Genomic DNA, 16,413 nt, shown 5'->3' on the forward strand with positions numbered 1-16,413 from the left:
CCTCCCGTGATCCCTCGGATTTCACGGACAAATCGCCGTTGCGGCGGCGGTGACGTAAGGAGAAGACGACGTGGAGCTAGCTCTGGCGCCGGAGACCCTGGCGCGATGGCAGTTCGGTACGACGACCGTGTACCACTTCCTCTTCGTTCCTCTGACGATCTCTCTCGCGGCGCTCACCGCCGGTCTGCAGACCGCCTGGGTGCGGACGAACAAGGAGAAGTACCTCAGGGCCACCAAGTTCTGGGGAAAGCTCTTCCTGATCAACATCGCCATGGGTGTCGTCACTGGCATCGTCCAGGAGTTCCAGTTCGGGATGAACTGGTCCGACTACTCGCGGTTCGTCGGTGACATCTTCGGGGCTCCGCTCGCGTTCGAGGCCCTGATCGCGTTCTTCTTCGAGTCGACCTTCATCGGCCTGTGGATCTTCGGCTGGGACAAGCTTCCGAAGAAGATCCACCTCGCCTGCATCTGGATGGTGTCCCTCGGCACCGTCCTCTCCGCCTACTTCATCCTGGCGGCCAACTCCTGGATGCAGCACCCGGTCGGCTACCGCATCAACAAGGAACGCGGACGCGCCGAGCTCACCGACTTCTGGCACGTGCTCACGCAGAACACCGCGCTGACCCAGTTCTTCCACACCATCACGGCCGCCTTCCTGGTGGGTGGCGCGTTCATGGTCGGCATCGCGGCCTTCCACCTGGCCCGCAAGAAGCACATCCCGGTGATGCGGACCTCGCTGCGGCTGGGCCTGATCACCGTGGTGATCTCCGGCCTGCTGACCGCCGTCAGCGGTGACCAGCTCGGCAAGGTGATGTTCAAGCAGCAGCCGATGAAGATGGCGGCGGCCGAGGCACTGTGGGACGGCGAGAACGCCGCGCCCTTCTCGATCTTCGCCTACGGAGACGTCAGCAAGGGCCACAACTCCGTCGAGATCTCCGTACCCGGGGTGCTGTCCTTCCTCGCCGACGACGACTTCCACTCGTACGTGCCGGGCATCAACGACATCAACAAGGCGGAGCAGGAGCGCTTCGGCCCTGGTGACTACCGTCCCAACATCCCCGTCGCCTTCTGGAGCTTCCGGTGGATGATCGGGTTCGGCATGGCCTCGTTCGGCCTCGGCATCCTCGGCCTGTGGCTCACCCGGAAGAAGTTCATGCTGCCCGAGGCGATGCGTACGGGTGAGGACGAGGTGCCGCATCTGGTCCTCTTCAAGACCAAGGCCCTCAGCCCGCGCCTCGCCCGGTGCTACTGGATCGTCGCCCTGTGGACCCTGCTGTTCCCGCTGATCGCCAACTCCTGGGGCTGGATCTTCACCGAGATGGGCCGGCAGCCCTGGGTGGTGTACGGCGTGCTCCGGACCCGTGACGCGGTCTCCCCCGGTGTGTCCCAGGGCGAGGTGCTGACCTCGCTGATCGTCTTCACCGTGCTGTACGCGGTGCTCGCCGTCATCGAGGTGCGGCTCCTCCTGAAGTACATCAAGGCCGGCCCGCCGGAGCTCACCGCCGACGACCTCAACCCGCCCACCCGGATCGGCGGCGACCACGAAGACGCCGACCGGCCCATGGCCTTCTCCTACTGAGAGCGGGAGCCGAGAAATGGAACTCCACGACGTCTGGTTCGTGCTCATCGCCGTCCTGTGGACCGGCTACTTCTTCCTGGAGGGCTTCGACTTCGGGATCGGCGTCCTCACCAAGCTGCTCGCCCGGGACCGCAAGGAACGGCGGGTGCTGATCAACACCATCGGCCCGGTCTGGGACGGCAACGAGGTCTGGCTGCTCAGCGCCGGCGGAGCGACCTTCGCCGCGTTCCCCGAGTGGTACGCCACGTTGTTCTCCGGCTTCTACCTGCCGCTGCTGCTCATCCTGCTCTGCCTGATCGTGCGCGGCGTCGCCTTCGAGTACCGGGCGAAGCGCCCCGAGGAGAAGTGGCAGACGAACTGGGAGCACGCGATCTTCTGGGCGTCGCTGATCCCCGCCGTGCTGTGGGGTGTGGCTTTCGGCAACATCGTGCGCGGCGTGAAGATCGACGCGCACATGGAGTACGCGGGCGGCGTCCTGGACCTGCTGAACCCCTACGCGCTTCTGGGCGGCCTGGTCACCCTCACCCTCTTCACCTTCCACGGCGCGGTGTTCGCCGGGCTGAAGACGGCCGGTGACATCCGGGCCCGGGCGCGCGGGCTGGCTCTGAAGCTGGGTGCCGGCACGGCTGTGCTCGCGCTCGCCTTCCTCGTCTGGACCCAGATCGAGAACGGGGACGGGCGGAGCCTGATCGCGATGGTCGTCGCCGCGGCGGCGCTGGTCGGTGCGATCGCGATGACCGCGGCCGGCCGTGAGGGCTGGTCCTTCGCGCTCTCCGGTGTGGCCATCGCGGCGACGGTCGCCATGTTGTTCCTGACGCTCTTCCCGAACGTCATGCCGTCCTCGCTGAACGACGCGTGGAGCCTCACGGTCACCAACGCCTCGTCCAGCCCGTACACGCTGAAGATCATGACGTGGTGCGCCGGTGTCGCCACCCCGGTCGTCCTGCTCTACCAGGGGTGGACGTACTGGGTGTTCCGCAAGCGGATCGGTACCCAGCACATCGCCGAAGCGCACTGACGCAGAGAGTCCCCTGACCGTGCCGAGCCGCAAGGGATGTTTCACGTGAAACCGATCGACCCGCGCCTGCTCCGCCACGCCCGCGCCACACGCCTGTTCATGGCGGCCGTGGTGGTTCTCGGCCTGGCCGGGGCGGCGCTGGTCATCGCCCAGGCCATGCTCATCGCCGAGATCGTGGTGGGCGGCTTCGAGGACGGGCTCACAGCGGGTGGGCTGCGTACCCCGCTGCTGCTGCTCGCGGTGGTCGCGCTCGGGCGGGCCCTGGTCGCCTGGCTCACCGAGCTGGCCGCCCATCGGGCCGGTGCGGCCGTCAAGTCCGAGCTGCGCCGACGGCTGCTCGACCGGGCCGCGGAGCTGGGGCCGGACTGGCTGAGCGGGCAGCGCACCGGCTCGCTGGTGACGCTGGCCACCCGGGGGATCGATGCGCTGGACGACTACTTCGCGCGGTATCTGCCGCAGTTGGGTCTCGCCGTCGTCGTGCCGGCGGCCGTGCTGGCCAGGGTGGTGACCGAGGACTGGGTGTCCGCGGCGATCATCGTGGTCACGTTGCCGCTCATCCCGCTCTTCATGATCCTGATCGGCTGGGCGACCCAGTCGCGCATGGACCGTCAGTGGCGGCTGCTCTCGCGGCTTTCCGGCCACTTCCTCGACGTGGTGGCCGGACTGCCGACGCTGAAGGTGTTCGGCCGGGCGAAGGCCCAGGCCGAATCCATCCGCCGGATCACTTCGCAGTACCGCCAGGCCACTCTGCGCACCCTGCGGATCGCCTTCCTGTCCTCCTTCGCCCTCGAACTCCTCGCCACCCTGTCGGTGGCTCTCGTCGCGGTCACCATCGGCATGCGGCTCGTGCACGGGGAACTCGACCTCTACACCGGTCTGCTGGTCCTGATCCTCGCGCCCGAGGCGTACCTGCCCATCCGGCAGGTGGGCGCGCAGTTCCACGCGGCCGCCGAGGGCCTTTCCGCGGCCGAGGAGGTCTTCGCGGTCCTGGAGACGGAACCCCGCCCGAGTGGCACGGGGGAGGTCCCCGGATCGCTGCGACTGGAGATCGAGGGGGTGACGGTACGGCACGAGGGGAGGTCCGATCCCTCACTCGCCGCGACCTGGCTCACCGTCGAGCAGGGGGAGACGGTCGCCCTGGTCGGCCCGAGCGGTGTCGGCAAGTCCACGCTGCTGAACGTGGTCCTGGGCTTCACCGCCCCCGACGAGGGCCGGGTAAGGGTCGGCTCCACCGATCTGGCGGACATCTCTCCCGAACGCTGGCGGGAGCGCATCGCCTGGGTACCGCAGCGCCCCCATCTCTTCGCGGGCACCATCGCGGAGAACGTGCGGCTCGCCCGGCCCGCCGCCGATGACAGCGCGGTGACGGCGGCGCTGCGTGACGCGGGGGCGTACGAGTTCGTACAGGGGCTCCCGGACGGCGACCGCACCGTTCTCGGTGAGGACGGGGCGGGACTCTCCGCGGGCCAGCGGCAGCGGATCGCGCTCGCCCGGGCCTTCCTCGCCGACCGGCCGGTGCTGCTGCTCGACGAGCCGACCGCGAGTCTGGACGGCGGGACGGAGGCGGGGATCGTCGAGGCCGTACGGAGGCTGGCCGCGGGCCGGACCGTGCTGCTGGTGGTGCACCGGCCTGCGCTGCTGCCCGTCGCGGACCGGGTGGTGACGCTGACGGCGGCCGAGGCCGCCGGGGCGCCGGAGGCCCCTGCCACGCTGCCCGGGGCGACCGGTTCCGCCCGGGTTCCCGGCGACATGCTGCCGACCGAGCCTCCGCCCGCGGGCGGAGCGCCCGAGCAGGCCGGGTCGGCGCGTGGGCATGTGCTGACCCGGGTCCGGGACGCCGCCGGCGCCCAACGTGTCCGGTTCGGGCTCGCCCTGCTGCTGGGGAGCCTCGCCCTGGGGTGCGCCGTCGGGCTCATGGCGGTCTCCGGCTGGCTGATCTCCCGGGCGTCCGAGCAGCCGCCCGTCCTTTATCTGATGGTCGCCGTGACGGCCACCCGTGCCTTCGGTATCGGCCGGGCGGTCTTCCGTTACGCCGAGCGTCTCGTCTCACACGACGCGGTCCTGCGGATGCTCGCCGAACTGCGCGTCGCCGTGTACCGCAGCCTGGAGCGCATCGCACCGGGCGGACTGCGCGGCGCCCGGCGCGGGGATCTGCTCTCGCGGCTGGTCGCGGATGTGGACGCGCTCCAGGACTACTGGCTGCGGTGGCTGCTGCCGGTCGGGACCGCCGTCCTCGTGGGTGCCACCACCGTCGGCTTCACCGGCTGGCTGCTCCCCCAGGCGGGCCTGGTCCTGGCCGTGGGGCTGCTGCTGGCGGGCGTCGGGGTCCCGCTCGTCAGCGGTGCCTGCGCCCGCCGCGCGGAGCGCCGGCTGGCCCCCGCCCGCGCCGAGCTGGCCACCCGGATCACCGATCTGCTGGGCGGGACGGCCGAGCTGACCGTGGCGGGCGCCCTGCCGGGCCGCGCGGCCCGCACCCGCGAGGCTGATGCCGTCCTGACCCGGATCGCGTCGCGTGCGGCGACCGCGACCGCGCTCGGGGGCGGCCTCACCGCTCTGATCGCCGGCCTCACCGTGGTGGCCGCCGCGCTGGTGGCCCTTCCGGCGGTGGCGGACGGGCGGCTCGCCGGCGTGGAACTCGCCGTCGTCGTCCTCACCCCCCTGGCCGCCTTCGAAGCCGTGACCGGCCTGCCGCTCGCCGCCCAGTACCGGCAGCGGGTCAGCCGGAGCGCGGAGCGCGTGTACGAGGTGCTGGACGCCCCCGTGCCCGTACGGGAGCCCGAAGCACCGGCAGCGACGCCGGCGAGCCCGTTCCCGCTGGAGGTGCGCGGGCTGTCGGCCCGGTACCCGGACACGGCCCGCGACGCGCTCGCCTCCGTGGACCTCACGCTGGAGGCGGGCCGCCGGATCGCCGTCGTTGGGCCCTCGGGGTCCGGCAAGACCACGCTGGCCCAGGTGCTGCTGCGCTTCCTGGACGCCCGGACGGGCACCTACCGGGTCGGCGGCGTGGACGCCTCGACGCTGGACGGGGACACCGTGCGGAGGTTCGTCGGGCTGTGCGCCCAGGACGCCCACATCTTCGACAGCTCGCTGCGGGAGAACCTGCGGCTGGCCCGGCCCGCCGCGACCGAGCCCGAACTGCGCGACGCCCTGGCCCGGGCCCGCCTGCTCGACTGGGCCGATGCGCTGCCGGACGGGCTGGACACCCTCGTCGGGGAGCACGGCGCCCGCCTCTCCGGGGGCCAGCGCCAACGGCTCGCCCTGGCCCGGGCCCTGCTCGCCGACTTCCCCGTCCTCGTGCTGGACGAGCCCGCCGAGCACCTGGACCTGCCGACCGCGGACGCCCTGACGGCGGATCTGCTGGCTGCGACCCGGGGGCGTACGACGGTTCTGATCACGCACCGGCTCGCCGGTCTCGACGCGGTGGACGAGGTGGTGGTCCTGGAGGCGGGCTCGATCGTGCAGCGGGGCCCGTACGACGTGCTGGCCTCGGTGGACGGGCCGCTCCGCCGGATGCTGGCGCGGGAACGGCAGAGCATGGGCCAGCCTGAAGCAGCCGTGGGAACGCGCTCGTAGGTGGTGTCCGGCCGCCGCTGGGCCTCCCTTCCGGGCGGAGCACGATCGATTCCGACTTTCCAGGGCAAATGTGACTAATTAGGCTCGCAGTATGTCTGAGGAGGATCCGGCCAGGAGCCTGCAGGGCCTGTCCACCGAGCTCACCGCCCGGGTGCCGCGCCTGCTGGAAGCCATGCGCTCCGTGGGGACCGGCCTCGAACTGCATTCCACCCTCGACCGGATCTGTGAAACGGCGGCGGAGCTGGCCCACGCCCGCTACGCCGCGATCGGGGTCGTGGACGAGGAGGGCGAAGGGCTCTCCGACTTCGTCACCTACGGGGTGCCCGATCCCGTGGCGCATGAGATCGGCCGGCGGCCCGACGGGCACCGGGGGCTGCTGGGAGCCCTCATCCACGACCCCCGCCCGCTGCGCCTCGCGGACCTGACCACCGACCCGAGGTTCGCCGGATTTCCGCCCGGCCATCCGCTGATGCGCACGTTCCTCGGCGTTCCGATCAGGGTCCAGGGCGAGATCTTCGGCAATCTGTATCTCGCCGAGAAGGACGGGGGCGGCGAGTTCAGCGACTACGACCTGCACCTGGTGCGGGTACTGGCGACGGAGGCCGGGATCGCCATCGGCAACGCCCGGTTGTACGAAGCGGCCCGGCAGCGCGAGCGGTGGATCGACGGCTCGGTCGCCGTGACGACCGCGCTGCTCTCCGGAAGCGACGCCGACGACGCGCTCACGGTCGTCGCGGAGCAGGCCCGCCGTCTCGCGGGTGCCGCCGCCGGCATCGTGCTGCTGCCGGCCGAGGGCGGCGGCCTGGAGATCGTCGCCGTCTCGGCGGACGATCCGGCCGACTCGCTCGGGGTGATCGTTCCGGCCCAGAGCCCTGTGGTGGCCATGCTCCTGAGCGGCGAGGCGGTCTTCGTGGACGACTCGGCCACCGACACCCGCCTGATCACCAGGCTGGCGCATCCGTTCGGTCCGAGCATGCTGCTGCCCCTGCACAGCGGGGGCCGGGTACTGGGCGCGCTGGCCATGCCCCGCGCCAGGGGCGACCGGCCCTTCACGGAGACGGAACGAACGCTGGCCACCCAGTTCGCCTCGCAGGCCGCGCTGGCCCTGATGATGGCCGACGCACAGCGAGACCGGGAACGCCTCGCGGTCTACGAGGACCGCGACCGGATCGCCCGCGACCTGCACGATCTGGTCATCCAGCGGCTGTTCGCGACCGGGATGATGCTGGAGAGCGCGCAGCGGCGGTCGGACGTGCCGGAGGTGCGGACCGGGGTCGGCCGGGCGGTGGACGAGCTGGACGTGACCATCCAGGAGATCCGGACCGCGATCTTCGCGCTCCAGCAGGAACCGGCGGAGGCGCCGTCCGGGCTGCGCACCCGGGTCCTGCGCGAGATCAACATGGCCGCCGTGCCTCTGGGCTTCAAGCCGTCCCACCGCTTCCTCGGGGCGGTCGACTCCCTGGTCGGCGAGCTGACGGCCAAGAACCTGATCGCGGCGCTGCGGGAGGCGCTGTCCAATGCCTTCCGGCACGCCGACGCGGCGCGCATCGAGGTGGTCGTGGACGCGACCGTCACGCTGGACGACGGGCGGAACGCGGTGCGGCTCTCGGTCGCCGACGACGGGGTGGGCATGCCCGAGGGCGGGCGCCGCAGCGGACTGCGGAACCTGGCCCGGCGGGCGGAGTCGCTGGGCGGGGCCAGCTGGTTCGAGCGGGGGATCGGGGAGGGTGGCGGCGGTACGGCGGTGGTGTGGCAGGCACCGCTGTGAGCGCTGCCGCACGGCCTCGGAGGCAGTCCGGGCCCGCCGCGTCGGCCCCGGCGCCCGGCCTCCGAGCCCGGCTCCTGAGCCCGGCTCCTGAGCCTGGCTTCCGAGCACGGCCCCCGAGCCCCGCACCGCTCAGCGTCCCGCGAGGCTCCCCGCTCGTTCGGCGAGGATGCGCTCGATGACCACGGCCACCCCGTCCTCGTTGTTGGTGACCGTACGGCCGGACGCGGCGGCGAGGGCGGCCGGGTGGGCGTTGCCCATGGCGTACGAGGTGCCGGCCCAGCTCAGCATCTCCACGTCGTTGGGCATGTCACCGAACGCGACGACCTCGGCGGCCGCGATGCCGCGCTCGGCGCAGCACAGCTCCAGGGTGCTGGCCTTGGAGACGCCCGGTCCGCTGATCTCGATGAGCGCGGTGGGGCTGGACCGGGTGAAGGTGGCCCGCTCCCCGGCGGCCGCCCGGGCCAGCGCCAGGAACTCGTCCGGGTCCAGCTCGCCGTGCTTGGCGAGCAGCTTCAGCACGGGCACGCCCCCGCCCGGGGTCTCCTCGTGCAGCAGTTTCTCCGCGACCGCGATGGTGGCGCCCGGGTCGAGGTGGAAGGGCGGATAGGCGGGCTCGTAGTGGATGCCGGTGGTCAGCTCGACGGCGAACGACGTGCCGGGCGCGGCGGTGCGCAGCGTGCGGACGACGTCCAGGGCCGTCGCGCGCTCAAGGCCCCGGACCTTCAGCAGCCGTCCACCGGCGTGCAGATCGGCGACGGCCGCGCCGTTGGCGCAGATCGCCAGGCCGTGTCCGTGGACGTGGTCGCTGACGACGCCCATCCAGCGGGCGGGGCGGCCGGTGACGAAGAAGACCTCGACCCCCGCTTCCTCGGCGGCGGCGAGCGCCCGGACCGTGCGGTCCGAGACGGTCTTGTCGTCGCGCAGAAGGGTGCCGTCCAGATCCGTGGCGATCAGCCGGGGAGCGACAGGCGCGGACTGCTCGATAACGGTGGTCACCCGTACATTCTCGCGTATGGAAGCGCACGGGCGTGCGCAGGGTCGCACATTTGAGAGCCCGCGCCTCTGACCTTCGAACATTCCTCCGGCATATGTCGGCGTCGCCCGGAATCGCGTGGAGAAGACGGGGAAGACGGGCGGGATGGGAGAGATCCGGATCGGCACCTGCTCATGGACGGACAAGGCCCTGGTGACCAGCGGCTGGTATCCCCGGGGCAGCCGCGACGCGGAGAGCCGGCTCAGGCACTACGCCACGCGGTTCCCGGTGGCCGAGGTGGACTCCACGTACTACGGGCTGCCCAGCCTCCGCAACAGCAAGCTGTGGGTGGACCGCACCCCGGACGGCTTCCGGTTCGACGTGAAGGCGTTCTCCCTGTTCACCGGTCACCCCACTCATCCGGAGGCACTTCCGGCCGACCTGCGCCCGGCCTTCGCGCGCGGGCGGGCCGGCGCCGATCCGGGTCTGCTGGACGAGGTGTGGCAGCGGTACGGCGCCGCACTCGAACCGCTGCGGGCCGCCGGCCGGCTGGGCACGCTGGTCTTCCAGTTCCCCGCCCGGCTCGTACCGGGGAGGCCGGCGGAGGAGTTCCTGCGGCGGTGCCGCGAGCGTGCCGCGGGATGGCCGGTGGCGGTGGAGTTCCGGCATCCGGGCTGGTGGCAGGGGGACCGCGCCGACGCGACGGCCGCCCTGCTGACGGAGCTGGACGCGGCCGCCGTGGCCGTGGACATGGTCCAGACGCTGCCGAGTTCCGTGCCTCCCGTCGTACGGGTCACCCACCCGCGGCTCGCCCTCGTGCGGCTGCACGGCCGCAGCAGTGCCTGGGGAACGGGAACCAAGGAGGAGAGGTTCCGTCACGCCTACACGACCGAAGAGCTCTCCGAGTGGGTGCCGCGCGTCCGCGAGATGGCCGTGCGGGCGCACGAGGTCCATGTGCTCTTCAATAACTGCTGTGGCGACGCCGCCGTCCGCGCCGCGGAGGCGATGCGGCACCTCCTCGACCTCTCGTAGGGTCGCCCCATGCGACTGAGCACTGTGATTCTGCCGATCCACCGCTGGCACCAGGGCGGACGGGAGCGCTGGCGGCGCGCCGAGGAGCTGGGCTTCCACGCCGCCTACACGTACGACCACCTGTCCTGGAGGGCCTTCCGGGACGGTCCGTGGTTCGGTGCGCTGCCGACGCTCACGGCAGCCGCGGCGGCCACCGACCGGCTCCGGCTCGGCACGCTCGTCACCTCAGTCAAGCCTTTTTCGCCTATCACGACTTGACCTGCGGAAGTAACCGAAGCAGAGCTGGTCAGAGGTGTAGTGCAACGTTCACATCTCGGGACAGCTGTAGCGGAGGGAGATCAACCCCAACTACCCATACACCGAGGTCGGCCATCTTGGTGAAGAGCGAACTGGTTGGTGACGGGGCGGAGGTGTACCGGCTCGTCCCGGCGTCACAGTTCCTCCGATGCAGCCTTGGAGCTTCAACTCCGAACGGCCTGGGGCCAAGTCCGCTAATCTGCCCAGTCAGTGATCTCCGAGATCGTGCTGGAAGGTGCCTCAAGTGACTGGGCAGTCGCACGGAACGGCCATTGATGTTCTCCGCCGCATGGAGCGTGCATACTCCTGTGGAGAGCCGGGACAACTGCGTGGCGTCCGTGACAGCGTTGCCGCATTCGAGTTCGTCCTCCGGTTCGCCTCCCTCCTGTCTGTCGCTGCGCTCCGCTCTGCGGGAGTCACAGCTCCGAAGATCGCTCGATCACCTGGCCTTGCGGGCTGGGTAACCTCTCTATCCGAGCTGGGTTCGCTTCTGGATGTCGCGAGGGCGGGAGAGGCGGTCGTCCGGGTGCGGGTCGCTGTCCAGCGCGTTCGTAAGCTGTATCGGGACGGGCCTGGAGGAGAGCTTCCCTTCAACTCCTACAAGATGCTGCGGGACCACCTCAGCCATGGTGGCCCGGTACCGGACGGAGTTGCTGGCCCCGTCGACACGTTGACTGGCAGGTTCTGGGACGTGATGGCCGACTGCCTAGAGGGCGCGGAGGTCCGGAGTGTCGGGGGCGGCTTTGAGAGGCATCCTGTCTTCGTCTGGGGAACCGACTCGGTGGACCTGTTCCCGTTCTTCTACGTGTCCGAGGACGGGAGTTGGCAGATCTTCTCTGCCTTCAATCATAAGAAGCCGTCGTACATAAGTTTTGGCGACCCCCAGCGGACGCTTGTCCAACCAAAGAGTGACGAGGCTTTGACAGCTCTGACTCAGCTGCTCAAGAATCGCCGATCTCCAGACGATCAGAGCGATTATTTTCGGGACGCCATCCTGCGGGACCTCGCTGGGTTTCAGGAAGCGAGCGGAACTCCAGCGCACCCATACGACGAGGCGGACGTTGGCTTTGTAATTGAATGGCACCGCGCTACGAGCGACGGAACAGAACTCCGAATGGACCACTTCCGTGTTGGGAAAAACGGTCTGCGCGAGTGGCGGGACGATGGGGCGGGTTGGCTTCCGTACAGCGCATTTCTGCGCAGGATCGCCAACCTTGGGGTTGTTGCGCGTCGGCTCTGGCATGAGATGGATCAGCTGGAGAAGCGGCTGATCGAGGAGGAAGTCGAAGGTCTCGGCTGGAGTAGCGAAAAGACGGTGCTGCCAGCGACTGTCACGGTACGGGACGACGGAAACAGGGCGGAGCCGCAGCGCAAGACCTTCAACGGTCTGATCGATGACCTCGACGAGGAAGTAGGGGTCGAGCACGGTCAGACGCTGATCTACTTCGTCAATGGTGAAGCTGGCATCGGGAAAACTCGGGCCATGCTGTCGGCTGCGCTGCATCGGGCCGCGGAGGTGGCCAGCGGAGACCAGGTAGACGGTGTCCCGCTCTTCCTGTACATCCGGTCGAATGGTCACGTCCTGGAGAACCTGGTCGAGGTAGTCAACAGTGCTGTCGCCACCACCCGCAATCTGACCGACCTGGCGGTGAAAGCACTGTGCCGGAATGGAGTGATGGCGCTTCTCATCGACGGCTTCGACGAGCTCCTCGGTGGTGCTGGGTTCAATGACGCGGTGACGGCGTTGCGGCCTTGGCTCGAAGAGCTAGACGGACGCGGCGTGCTGGTCGTTTCCGCCCGCTCGTCCTACTACGCGAACCAGTTCCAAGAGAGCTTGAAGCATGCCCAGGAAGAGGGCGTCAGCGTCCACCACAAGATTGCTGAAATGAATAGGTGGTCCGACGGTGAGGTGGAGTCTTTCATGGGCGCCCATGAGATCCCCTCGGCACGGCTCAAGGAGCTTTCCCGCGATGATATGGAACTTCTGCGCCTTCCATTTTTCGCCCGCGCCTTCGCGGAAATGGCGCGGATGCCCGGCGAGGTTTCGAATGTCGCTGGACGGCTTATAAGCGAGTATCTCCGGCGCGAGGAGAAGAAGCTGAGCTACTCCCTTGACGACACCACTCCCCTGTTGTCGAGTGAGGAGCTTCGCTGCGTCTTCGAGTTCGCGGCTGAGTGCATGGTCGACAATAGCGAGCGCGAGATCAGCGCTGCCGATCTTGAGATCGGCGCCGCGACGGTGCTCGGGCTTGATGACGTCGAGGATTTGAACGAGGCACGACCGCATCTACGCGACCGGCTCCAGGTCCTGTGTGGCATGACGGCCGGCGCGTCCAGGGTAGGGAGCAGTAAAAGATTCCGCTTTCAGCACGAGTTGTTCTTCGACTACTTCCTAGCCGGGCTGGCTCTCGAGTACGCGAACGGCAGTAATGTACGACGTTTCTACCGTCTCCTGAACGCGTCGGAATGGCGTCCGGCGATGGTCAAACGCGTGGTCTCCGAGTCGCCGGGCATGAAACTTCAGAGCCTCCTTGCCGGGTTCGATCTGAAAGCCGAATCGCTGTCTGCCTCCCGAGGGTTCGCCTCGCTCAATCTGGGATCCCTGTGGGCCGCGATAATCCGAATGACGAAGGAGGTACCGTCGGTCACCATTCGTGATGCTACGTTCATCGATCCACTCGATCTCGCGGGGGTGCTCGTCGCCGACAGTAGATTCGTCCGGTGTACCCTCTCGGGCTTGACTCTGCCCGCAGGATCCAACTGGACCCTCACGCTTGACCGTTCTGTGTTGCGCTCCCTGACAACCGCTCATAACCCGGACCTGTCTGGAATGCGCGGGATCATCCACAAGTCCCTCGTGGAGTTGGTCGTCCCAGGACGCGAGGTCTGTTTCCGTCGCCCGGAAATCCTGTCAACACTGAGTCTGTTGGGGGCCAGCATTGCTGATGAAGAAGCGGCCAGCCAGGAGCCCCCAATTGCAGTGGAAGCCGCCCGCCATTTTCTCAAGAACCTGGAGGTCAGCGGGAAAATGTCAATGGTCCTTCCGTCTGGCTACCTGCCAGAAGACCACAGGCTCAAGTGGGTAAGGGACTACGAGGATGAATGGAAGCCGTTTGTGGATGCGCTCGTAGACGCGCATCTGGCATCGCGGACATTCGTGTCCGCGAGCGGCAGCCGGAAGCTCCGCGTACGCCTCCGGATCGGCCCCAGCAAGATCCTTTTGGAGGACTCGGATGATCCGCGGGTCCAGACGTTCTGGACGACGCGCGGCAACGGATAGCTGCAGCGAGACCGTCGGTTTGTCGCTATGCGACTGGGTGCGATAACCCTCCCCATTCAGCCAACACTGAGAGACAAGGCGGTGACCAAATCCGGGACTCCACGGCGTGCCGACGAACCCCCGAAGTGGGCCTCCCGGTCACCTAGCACGGCGAACCGAACGGCCCGTGCGCGTGGGTGCTCGCACGCAGGTACCTCTCGACACGCTATTTGCCACGACGGTTCGTATGCGTCTTCGCTCTTGTACGACGAGGTCGAGCAGATTACGGACTTGCTGGGGGGGCAGGGGCCGCCGCCCGATCAGCCCTGGATTCAGCCGAAATTCGACAATATCCAGGTCAACGGGCAAAATCACCTCCTCAGCTGAGGAGCCCGATGGCCTCAGTGGCGATGGCCTCGAAGGTGCTCAGGTCGGCGGCAAAGTCGGAGCCCGCGATCGGCCAGTGGATCACGATCTCGGTGAAGCCGAGCTCCTGGTGGCGGCCGGCGAAGTCGACGAAGGCGTCCACGGATTCCAGCGGCCTGTTCCGGTCGGGGGTGAAGCCGTGGAGCAGGATCTTGTCGAGGTCGGCGACGTCCCGGTCGGTCTGGGCGCACGCCTTGCCGAGTCTTTCGATCTGCCCGCGGAGTGCCGTCACCGACTGCTCCCGGGTCCCCTCCTCGTACAGCTTCGGGTCACCGGTCGTCACCCACGCCTGCCCGTGCTTAGCAGCGAGCTTCAGGCCGCGTGGGCCGGTCGCAGCCACCGCGAACGGCAGCCGAGGCCGCTGTACGCAGCCGGGGAGGTTGCGGGCCTCCTCGGCCGTGTAGAAATCGCCCTTCTGTGAGACGGCGCCCTCGGTGAGCAGGCGGTCGAGCAGTGGCACGAACTCGCCGAACCGGTCCGCCCGCTCCTTGGGCGTCCACGGCTCCTGGCCGAGTGCGGTGGCGTCGAAGCCGTTGCCGCCGGCGCCGATGCCGAGGGTGACGCGTCCGCCGGAGATGTCGTCGAGCGAGATCAGTTCCTTGGCGAGCGTCACTGGGTGCCTGAAGTTTGGCGACGCAACCAAGGTGCCCAGGCGCAAGCGGTCCGTAGCCGTGGCGGCGGCGGTGAGGGTGGGCAGGGCGCCGAACCACGGGCCGTCGCGGAAGCTGCGCCAGGAGAGGTGGTCGTAGGTGTACGCGGCGTGGAAGCCGAGTTCCTCGGCGCGCTGCCACTTGGCGCGGCCTCCCTCGTGCCAGCGGTCGACAGGAAGGATCACGGTGCTCAGGCGCAGGCTCATGCCGGTGAGCCTACGTCGAGCGCGTTCCTGGTCGCGGCTCGACGTAGGCGAGTCCCCACTGATCAGGCGCGGTGCCGTGCGGCCGCCGGGCCGTCCAGAACAGCGTGGCGATTCAGTTCGTGATGGTGGCCGGCCATCCGTAGCGGGAGAAGGACGGACCGCCATCCCTGTACGCGACCAGGGCCTGTGCGGCTGTCGGAAACGCAGGCTCGGGGAGGCGTTCGGCCGCGAGCCACTGGACTGCGAGGTGCTTGTCCGGTTCGGCGTTGGTCAGTTCACCGGTCCAGGTGTCGGTGGCGAAGGCGAAGAGCACGAACTGCCCGGACCGGTCCCAGCCCTGCTCGACGTGAACGACGTGGACGAGTGAGAGGTTGGCGGGGTCGACGAGAAGGCCCGTCTCTTCCTCGAGTTCGCGGGCAGCGGCTTCGTCGAGGGGTTCGCCGGGTTCGGCCTTGCCGCCGGGAAGGGTCCAGACCGGTTGCGGGGACCAGCTACGGGCCCCGTAGAGCAGGGATGCGACCGTGTCGGTGTTCTTGTCGTGGACGATCACGCAGACCGCATTGCGACTGTTCATCACACTCTTGCTGCTCACCGTGTCCGCTCCATTTTTGTCGACGTGCTTCGGATTCTTCGGGGTCGTGCGGGCATCCGGGGATGCCGGCTCCCTTTTGGAGCGCGGGCGGCTTCAACGCCCGGATGCGAGGTGGTCCGCATCAGTGCGCGAGAACACCAGGTCGGTCATCTCCTCGGGGACCGTGGTGCATCGAACGGGCGGCTGCGGGTGCCGCATGGTCCTGGGATAGGTGGTTGGGGCGTAGTCATTGGTGAGCGTGTACGCATGGAAGCCGTTCTCGCTCAGGATGTCGATGATCCCGGTGGCGCTCTCGCCCTGCTTGGCCAAGAGCCGAGGTGTGACCTCCACGACAAGCTCCGCGTCGTCCGGCAAGTGCGCGAGCGCCGGTAGGAGTCCGCGGACGGCTGCGGCTTCGGCGCCTTCGACGTCGATCTTGATGATCCGAGTGGTAGCGAACTGGGCGCTGCTGATGAGGCTGGCCAGGGGCGCGGTCTGTACGTCGAAGGTCATGTGGGCGTGGCGGGGCCGCACGGCGGTGGTGTGGCCGAGGTTGGTGGGGTCCTCCAGGTACAGGGTCTGCCTGCCATGAGTGTCGGAGACTGCCGATCGGATCGACTGGATGTTGGTGCGGCGGTTGGCAGAGATCGCGGCGGTCAGGTCGTCGTGGAACTGCGGGGAGGGCTCTACGGCGATGACGTGGCCGTAGGGGCCGACTGCGTGGGAGGCGAGGAGGCTGAAAGCGCCTCGGTGGGCTCCGACGTCGATGAAGGTGTCTCCAGGGCGAAGCCGGTCACGGAGGAAGGCGCTCAAGTTGGGCTCCCACTCGCCGAACAGGTACTGGTAGCGCTGGATGACGTCGCTGGTGGTCACGCCGATCTTGTCGCCGGACCGCAGCCCTACGGTGGCGTGGACGGGGTGGGTTCGCAGGTGCGCGTCGAGGAAGCGACCGACGAGCCGGGCCTTGCCCAACGTTCCGGGGGCGTAGCGGACGTAGGCCCGCAGCACGCGGGCGAGTGCGGAGGCGGACACGGGCGGTTCCTTCGGGTGGTGGTGAGGCG

The 16,413-nt window shown here is 68.7% G+C and carries 10 protein-coding genes and 1 pseudogene; 7 read left to right on the plus strand and 4 right to left on the minus strand.

Annotated features, from left to right (window positions below; all coding sequences use genetic code 11):
• Window positions 1-70 precede the first annotated feature (70 nt).
• The 4 genes from ACFUJY_RS02805 to ACFUJY_RS02820 all read left to right on the plus strand — a co-directional run bounded on the left by ACFUJY_RS02805 (window position 71) and on the right by ACFUJY_RS02820 (window position 7,938).
• Entirely contained in the window at window positions 71-1,579 is a 1,509-nt protein-coding gene (locus ACFUJY_RS02805) for a cytochrome ubiquinol oxidase subunit I (protein WP_383293433.1), read from the plus strand.
• Window positions 1,580-1,595: 16 nt separating this feature from the next.
• Entirely contained in the window at window positions 1,596-2,597 is a 1,002-nt protein-coding gene (gene cydB / locus ACFUJY_RS02810; protein WP_383293435.1) for a cytochrome d ubiquinol oxidase subunit II, read from the plus strand.
• Window positions 2,598-2,642: 45 nt separating this feature from the next.
• Window positions 2,643-6,170: a thiol reductant ABC exporter subunit CydD gene (gene cydD / locus ACFUJY_RS02815; RefSeq protein WP_383293438.1), complete on the plus strand. Its 3,528-nt coding sequence runs from the start codon at window positions 2,643-2,645 to the stop codon at window positions 6,168-6,170.
• Window positions 6,171-6,261: 91 nt separating this feature from the next.
• Window positions 6,262-7,938 carry a GAF domain-containing sensor histidine kinase gene (locus ACFUJY_RS02820; protein ID WP_383293441.1) on the plus strand — a complete coding sequence of 559 codons (1,677 nt, stop codon included), beginning with the start codon at window positions 6,262-6,264 and terminating at the stop codon, window positions 7,936-7,938.
• 129 nt (window positions 7,939-8,067) lie between these two features.
• Here ACFUJY_RS02820 and ACFUJY_RS02825 read toward each other — a convergent pair whose 3' ends face one another.
• On the minus strand, window positions 8,068-8,934 hold the full coding sequence (locus tag ACFUJY_RS02825) for a Cof-type HAD-IIB family hydrolase (RefSeq protein ID WP_383293443.1): 867 nt from the start codon (window positions 8,932-8,934) through the stop codon (window positions 8,068-8,070).
• Between the two features lie 142 nt (window positions 8,935-9,076).
• Between ACFUJY_RS02825 and ACFUJY_RS02830 the strand changes: the two genes are divergently transcribed.
• The 3 genes and pseudogenes from ACFUJY_RS02830 (at window position 9,077) to ACFUJY_RS02840 (ending at window position 13,520) form a co-directional block, all read left to right on the plus strand.
• Window positions 9,077-9,943: a DUF72 domain-containing protein gene (locus ACFUJY_RS02830; RefSeq protein WP_383293446.1), complete on the plus strand. Its 867-nt coding sequence runs from the start codon at window positions 9,077-9,079 to the stop codon at window positions 9,941-9,943.
• A 9-nt stretch (window positions 9,944-9,952) separates the two neighbouring features.
• A pseudogene (locus tag ACFUJY_RS02835) lies at window positions 9,953-10,195 on the plus strand (LLM class flavin-dependent oxidoreductase); the annotation flags it as partial.
• A gap of 334 nt (window positions 10,196-10,529) precedes the next feature.
• On the plus strand, window positions 10,530-13,520 hold the full coding sequence (locus ACFUJY_RS02840; protein WP_383293449.1) for a hypothetical protein: 2,991 nt from the start codon (window positions 10,530-10,532) through the stop codon (window positions 13,518-13,520).
• 358 nt (window positions 13,521-13,878) lie between these two features.
• Here the strand turns inward: ACFUJY_RS02840 and ACFUJY_RS02845 are convergent, their stop codons facing one another.
• The 3 genes from ACFUJY_RS02845 to ACFUJY_RS02855 all read right to left on the minus strand — a co-directional run bounded on the left by ACFUJY_RS02845 (window position 13,879) and on the right by ACFUJY_RS02855 (window position 16,384).
• Entirely contained in the window at window positions 13,879-14,781 is a 903-nt protein-coding gene (locus ACFUJY_RS02845; RefSeq protein ID WP_383293452.1) for an LLM class flavin-dependent oxidoreductase, read from the minus strand.
• A gap of 112 nt (window positions 14,782-14,893) precedes the next feature.
• Window positions 14,894-15,355, minus strand: a complete 462-nt coding sequence (locus tag ACFUJY_RS02850; protein WP_383293455.1) for an NUDIX domain-containing protein — start codon at window positions 15,353-15,355, stop codon at window positions 14,894-14,896.
• Window positions 15,356-15,466: 111 nt separating this feature from the next.
• Entirely contained in the window at window positions 15,467-16,384 is a 918-nt protein-coding gene (locus ACFUJY_RS02855; RefSeq protein WP_383293458.1) for an FkbM family methyltransferase, read from the minus strand.
• Window positions 16,385-16,413 lie beyond the last annotated feature (29 nt).

It is taken from the genome of Streptomyces sp. NPDC057249 (assembly GCF_042669245.1).
Lineage (GTDB): Bacteria > Actinomycetota > Actinomycetes > Streptomycetales > Streptomycetaceae > Streptomyces.

What these genes read in the sequence shown, in the direction of transcription:
- ACFUJY_RS02830 (WP_383293446.1), top strand. Translation starts at nt 9,077, where the DNA reads ATGGGAGAGATCCGGATCGGCACCTGCTCATGGACGGACAAGGCCCTG.
- cydB (WP_383293435.1), top strand. Translation starts at nt 1,596, where the DNA reads ATGGAACTCCACGACGTCTGGTTCGTGCTCATCGCCGTCCTGTGGACC.
- ACFUJY_RS02845 (WP_383293452.1), bottom strand. Translation starts at nt 14,781, where the DNA reads ATGAGCCTGCGCCTGAGCACCGTGATCCTTCCTGTCGACCGCTGGCAC.
- ACFUJY_RS02820 (WP_383293441.1), top strand. Translation starts at nt 6,262, where the DNA reads ATGTCTGAGGAGGATCCGGCCAGGAGCCTGCAGGGCCTGTCCACCGAG.
- ACFUJY_RS02840 (WP_383293449.1), top strand. Translation starts at nt 10,530, where the DNA reads ATGGAGCGTGCATACTCCTGTGGAGAGCCGGGACAACTGCGTGGCGTC.
- ACFUJY_RS02850 (WP_383293455.1), bottom strand. Translation starts at nt 15,355, where the DNA reads ATGAACAGTCGCAATGCGGTCTGCGTGATCGTCCACGACAAGAACACC.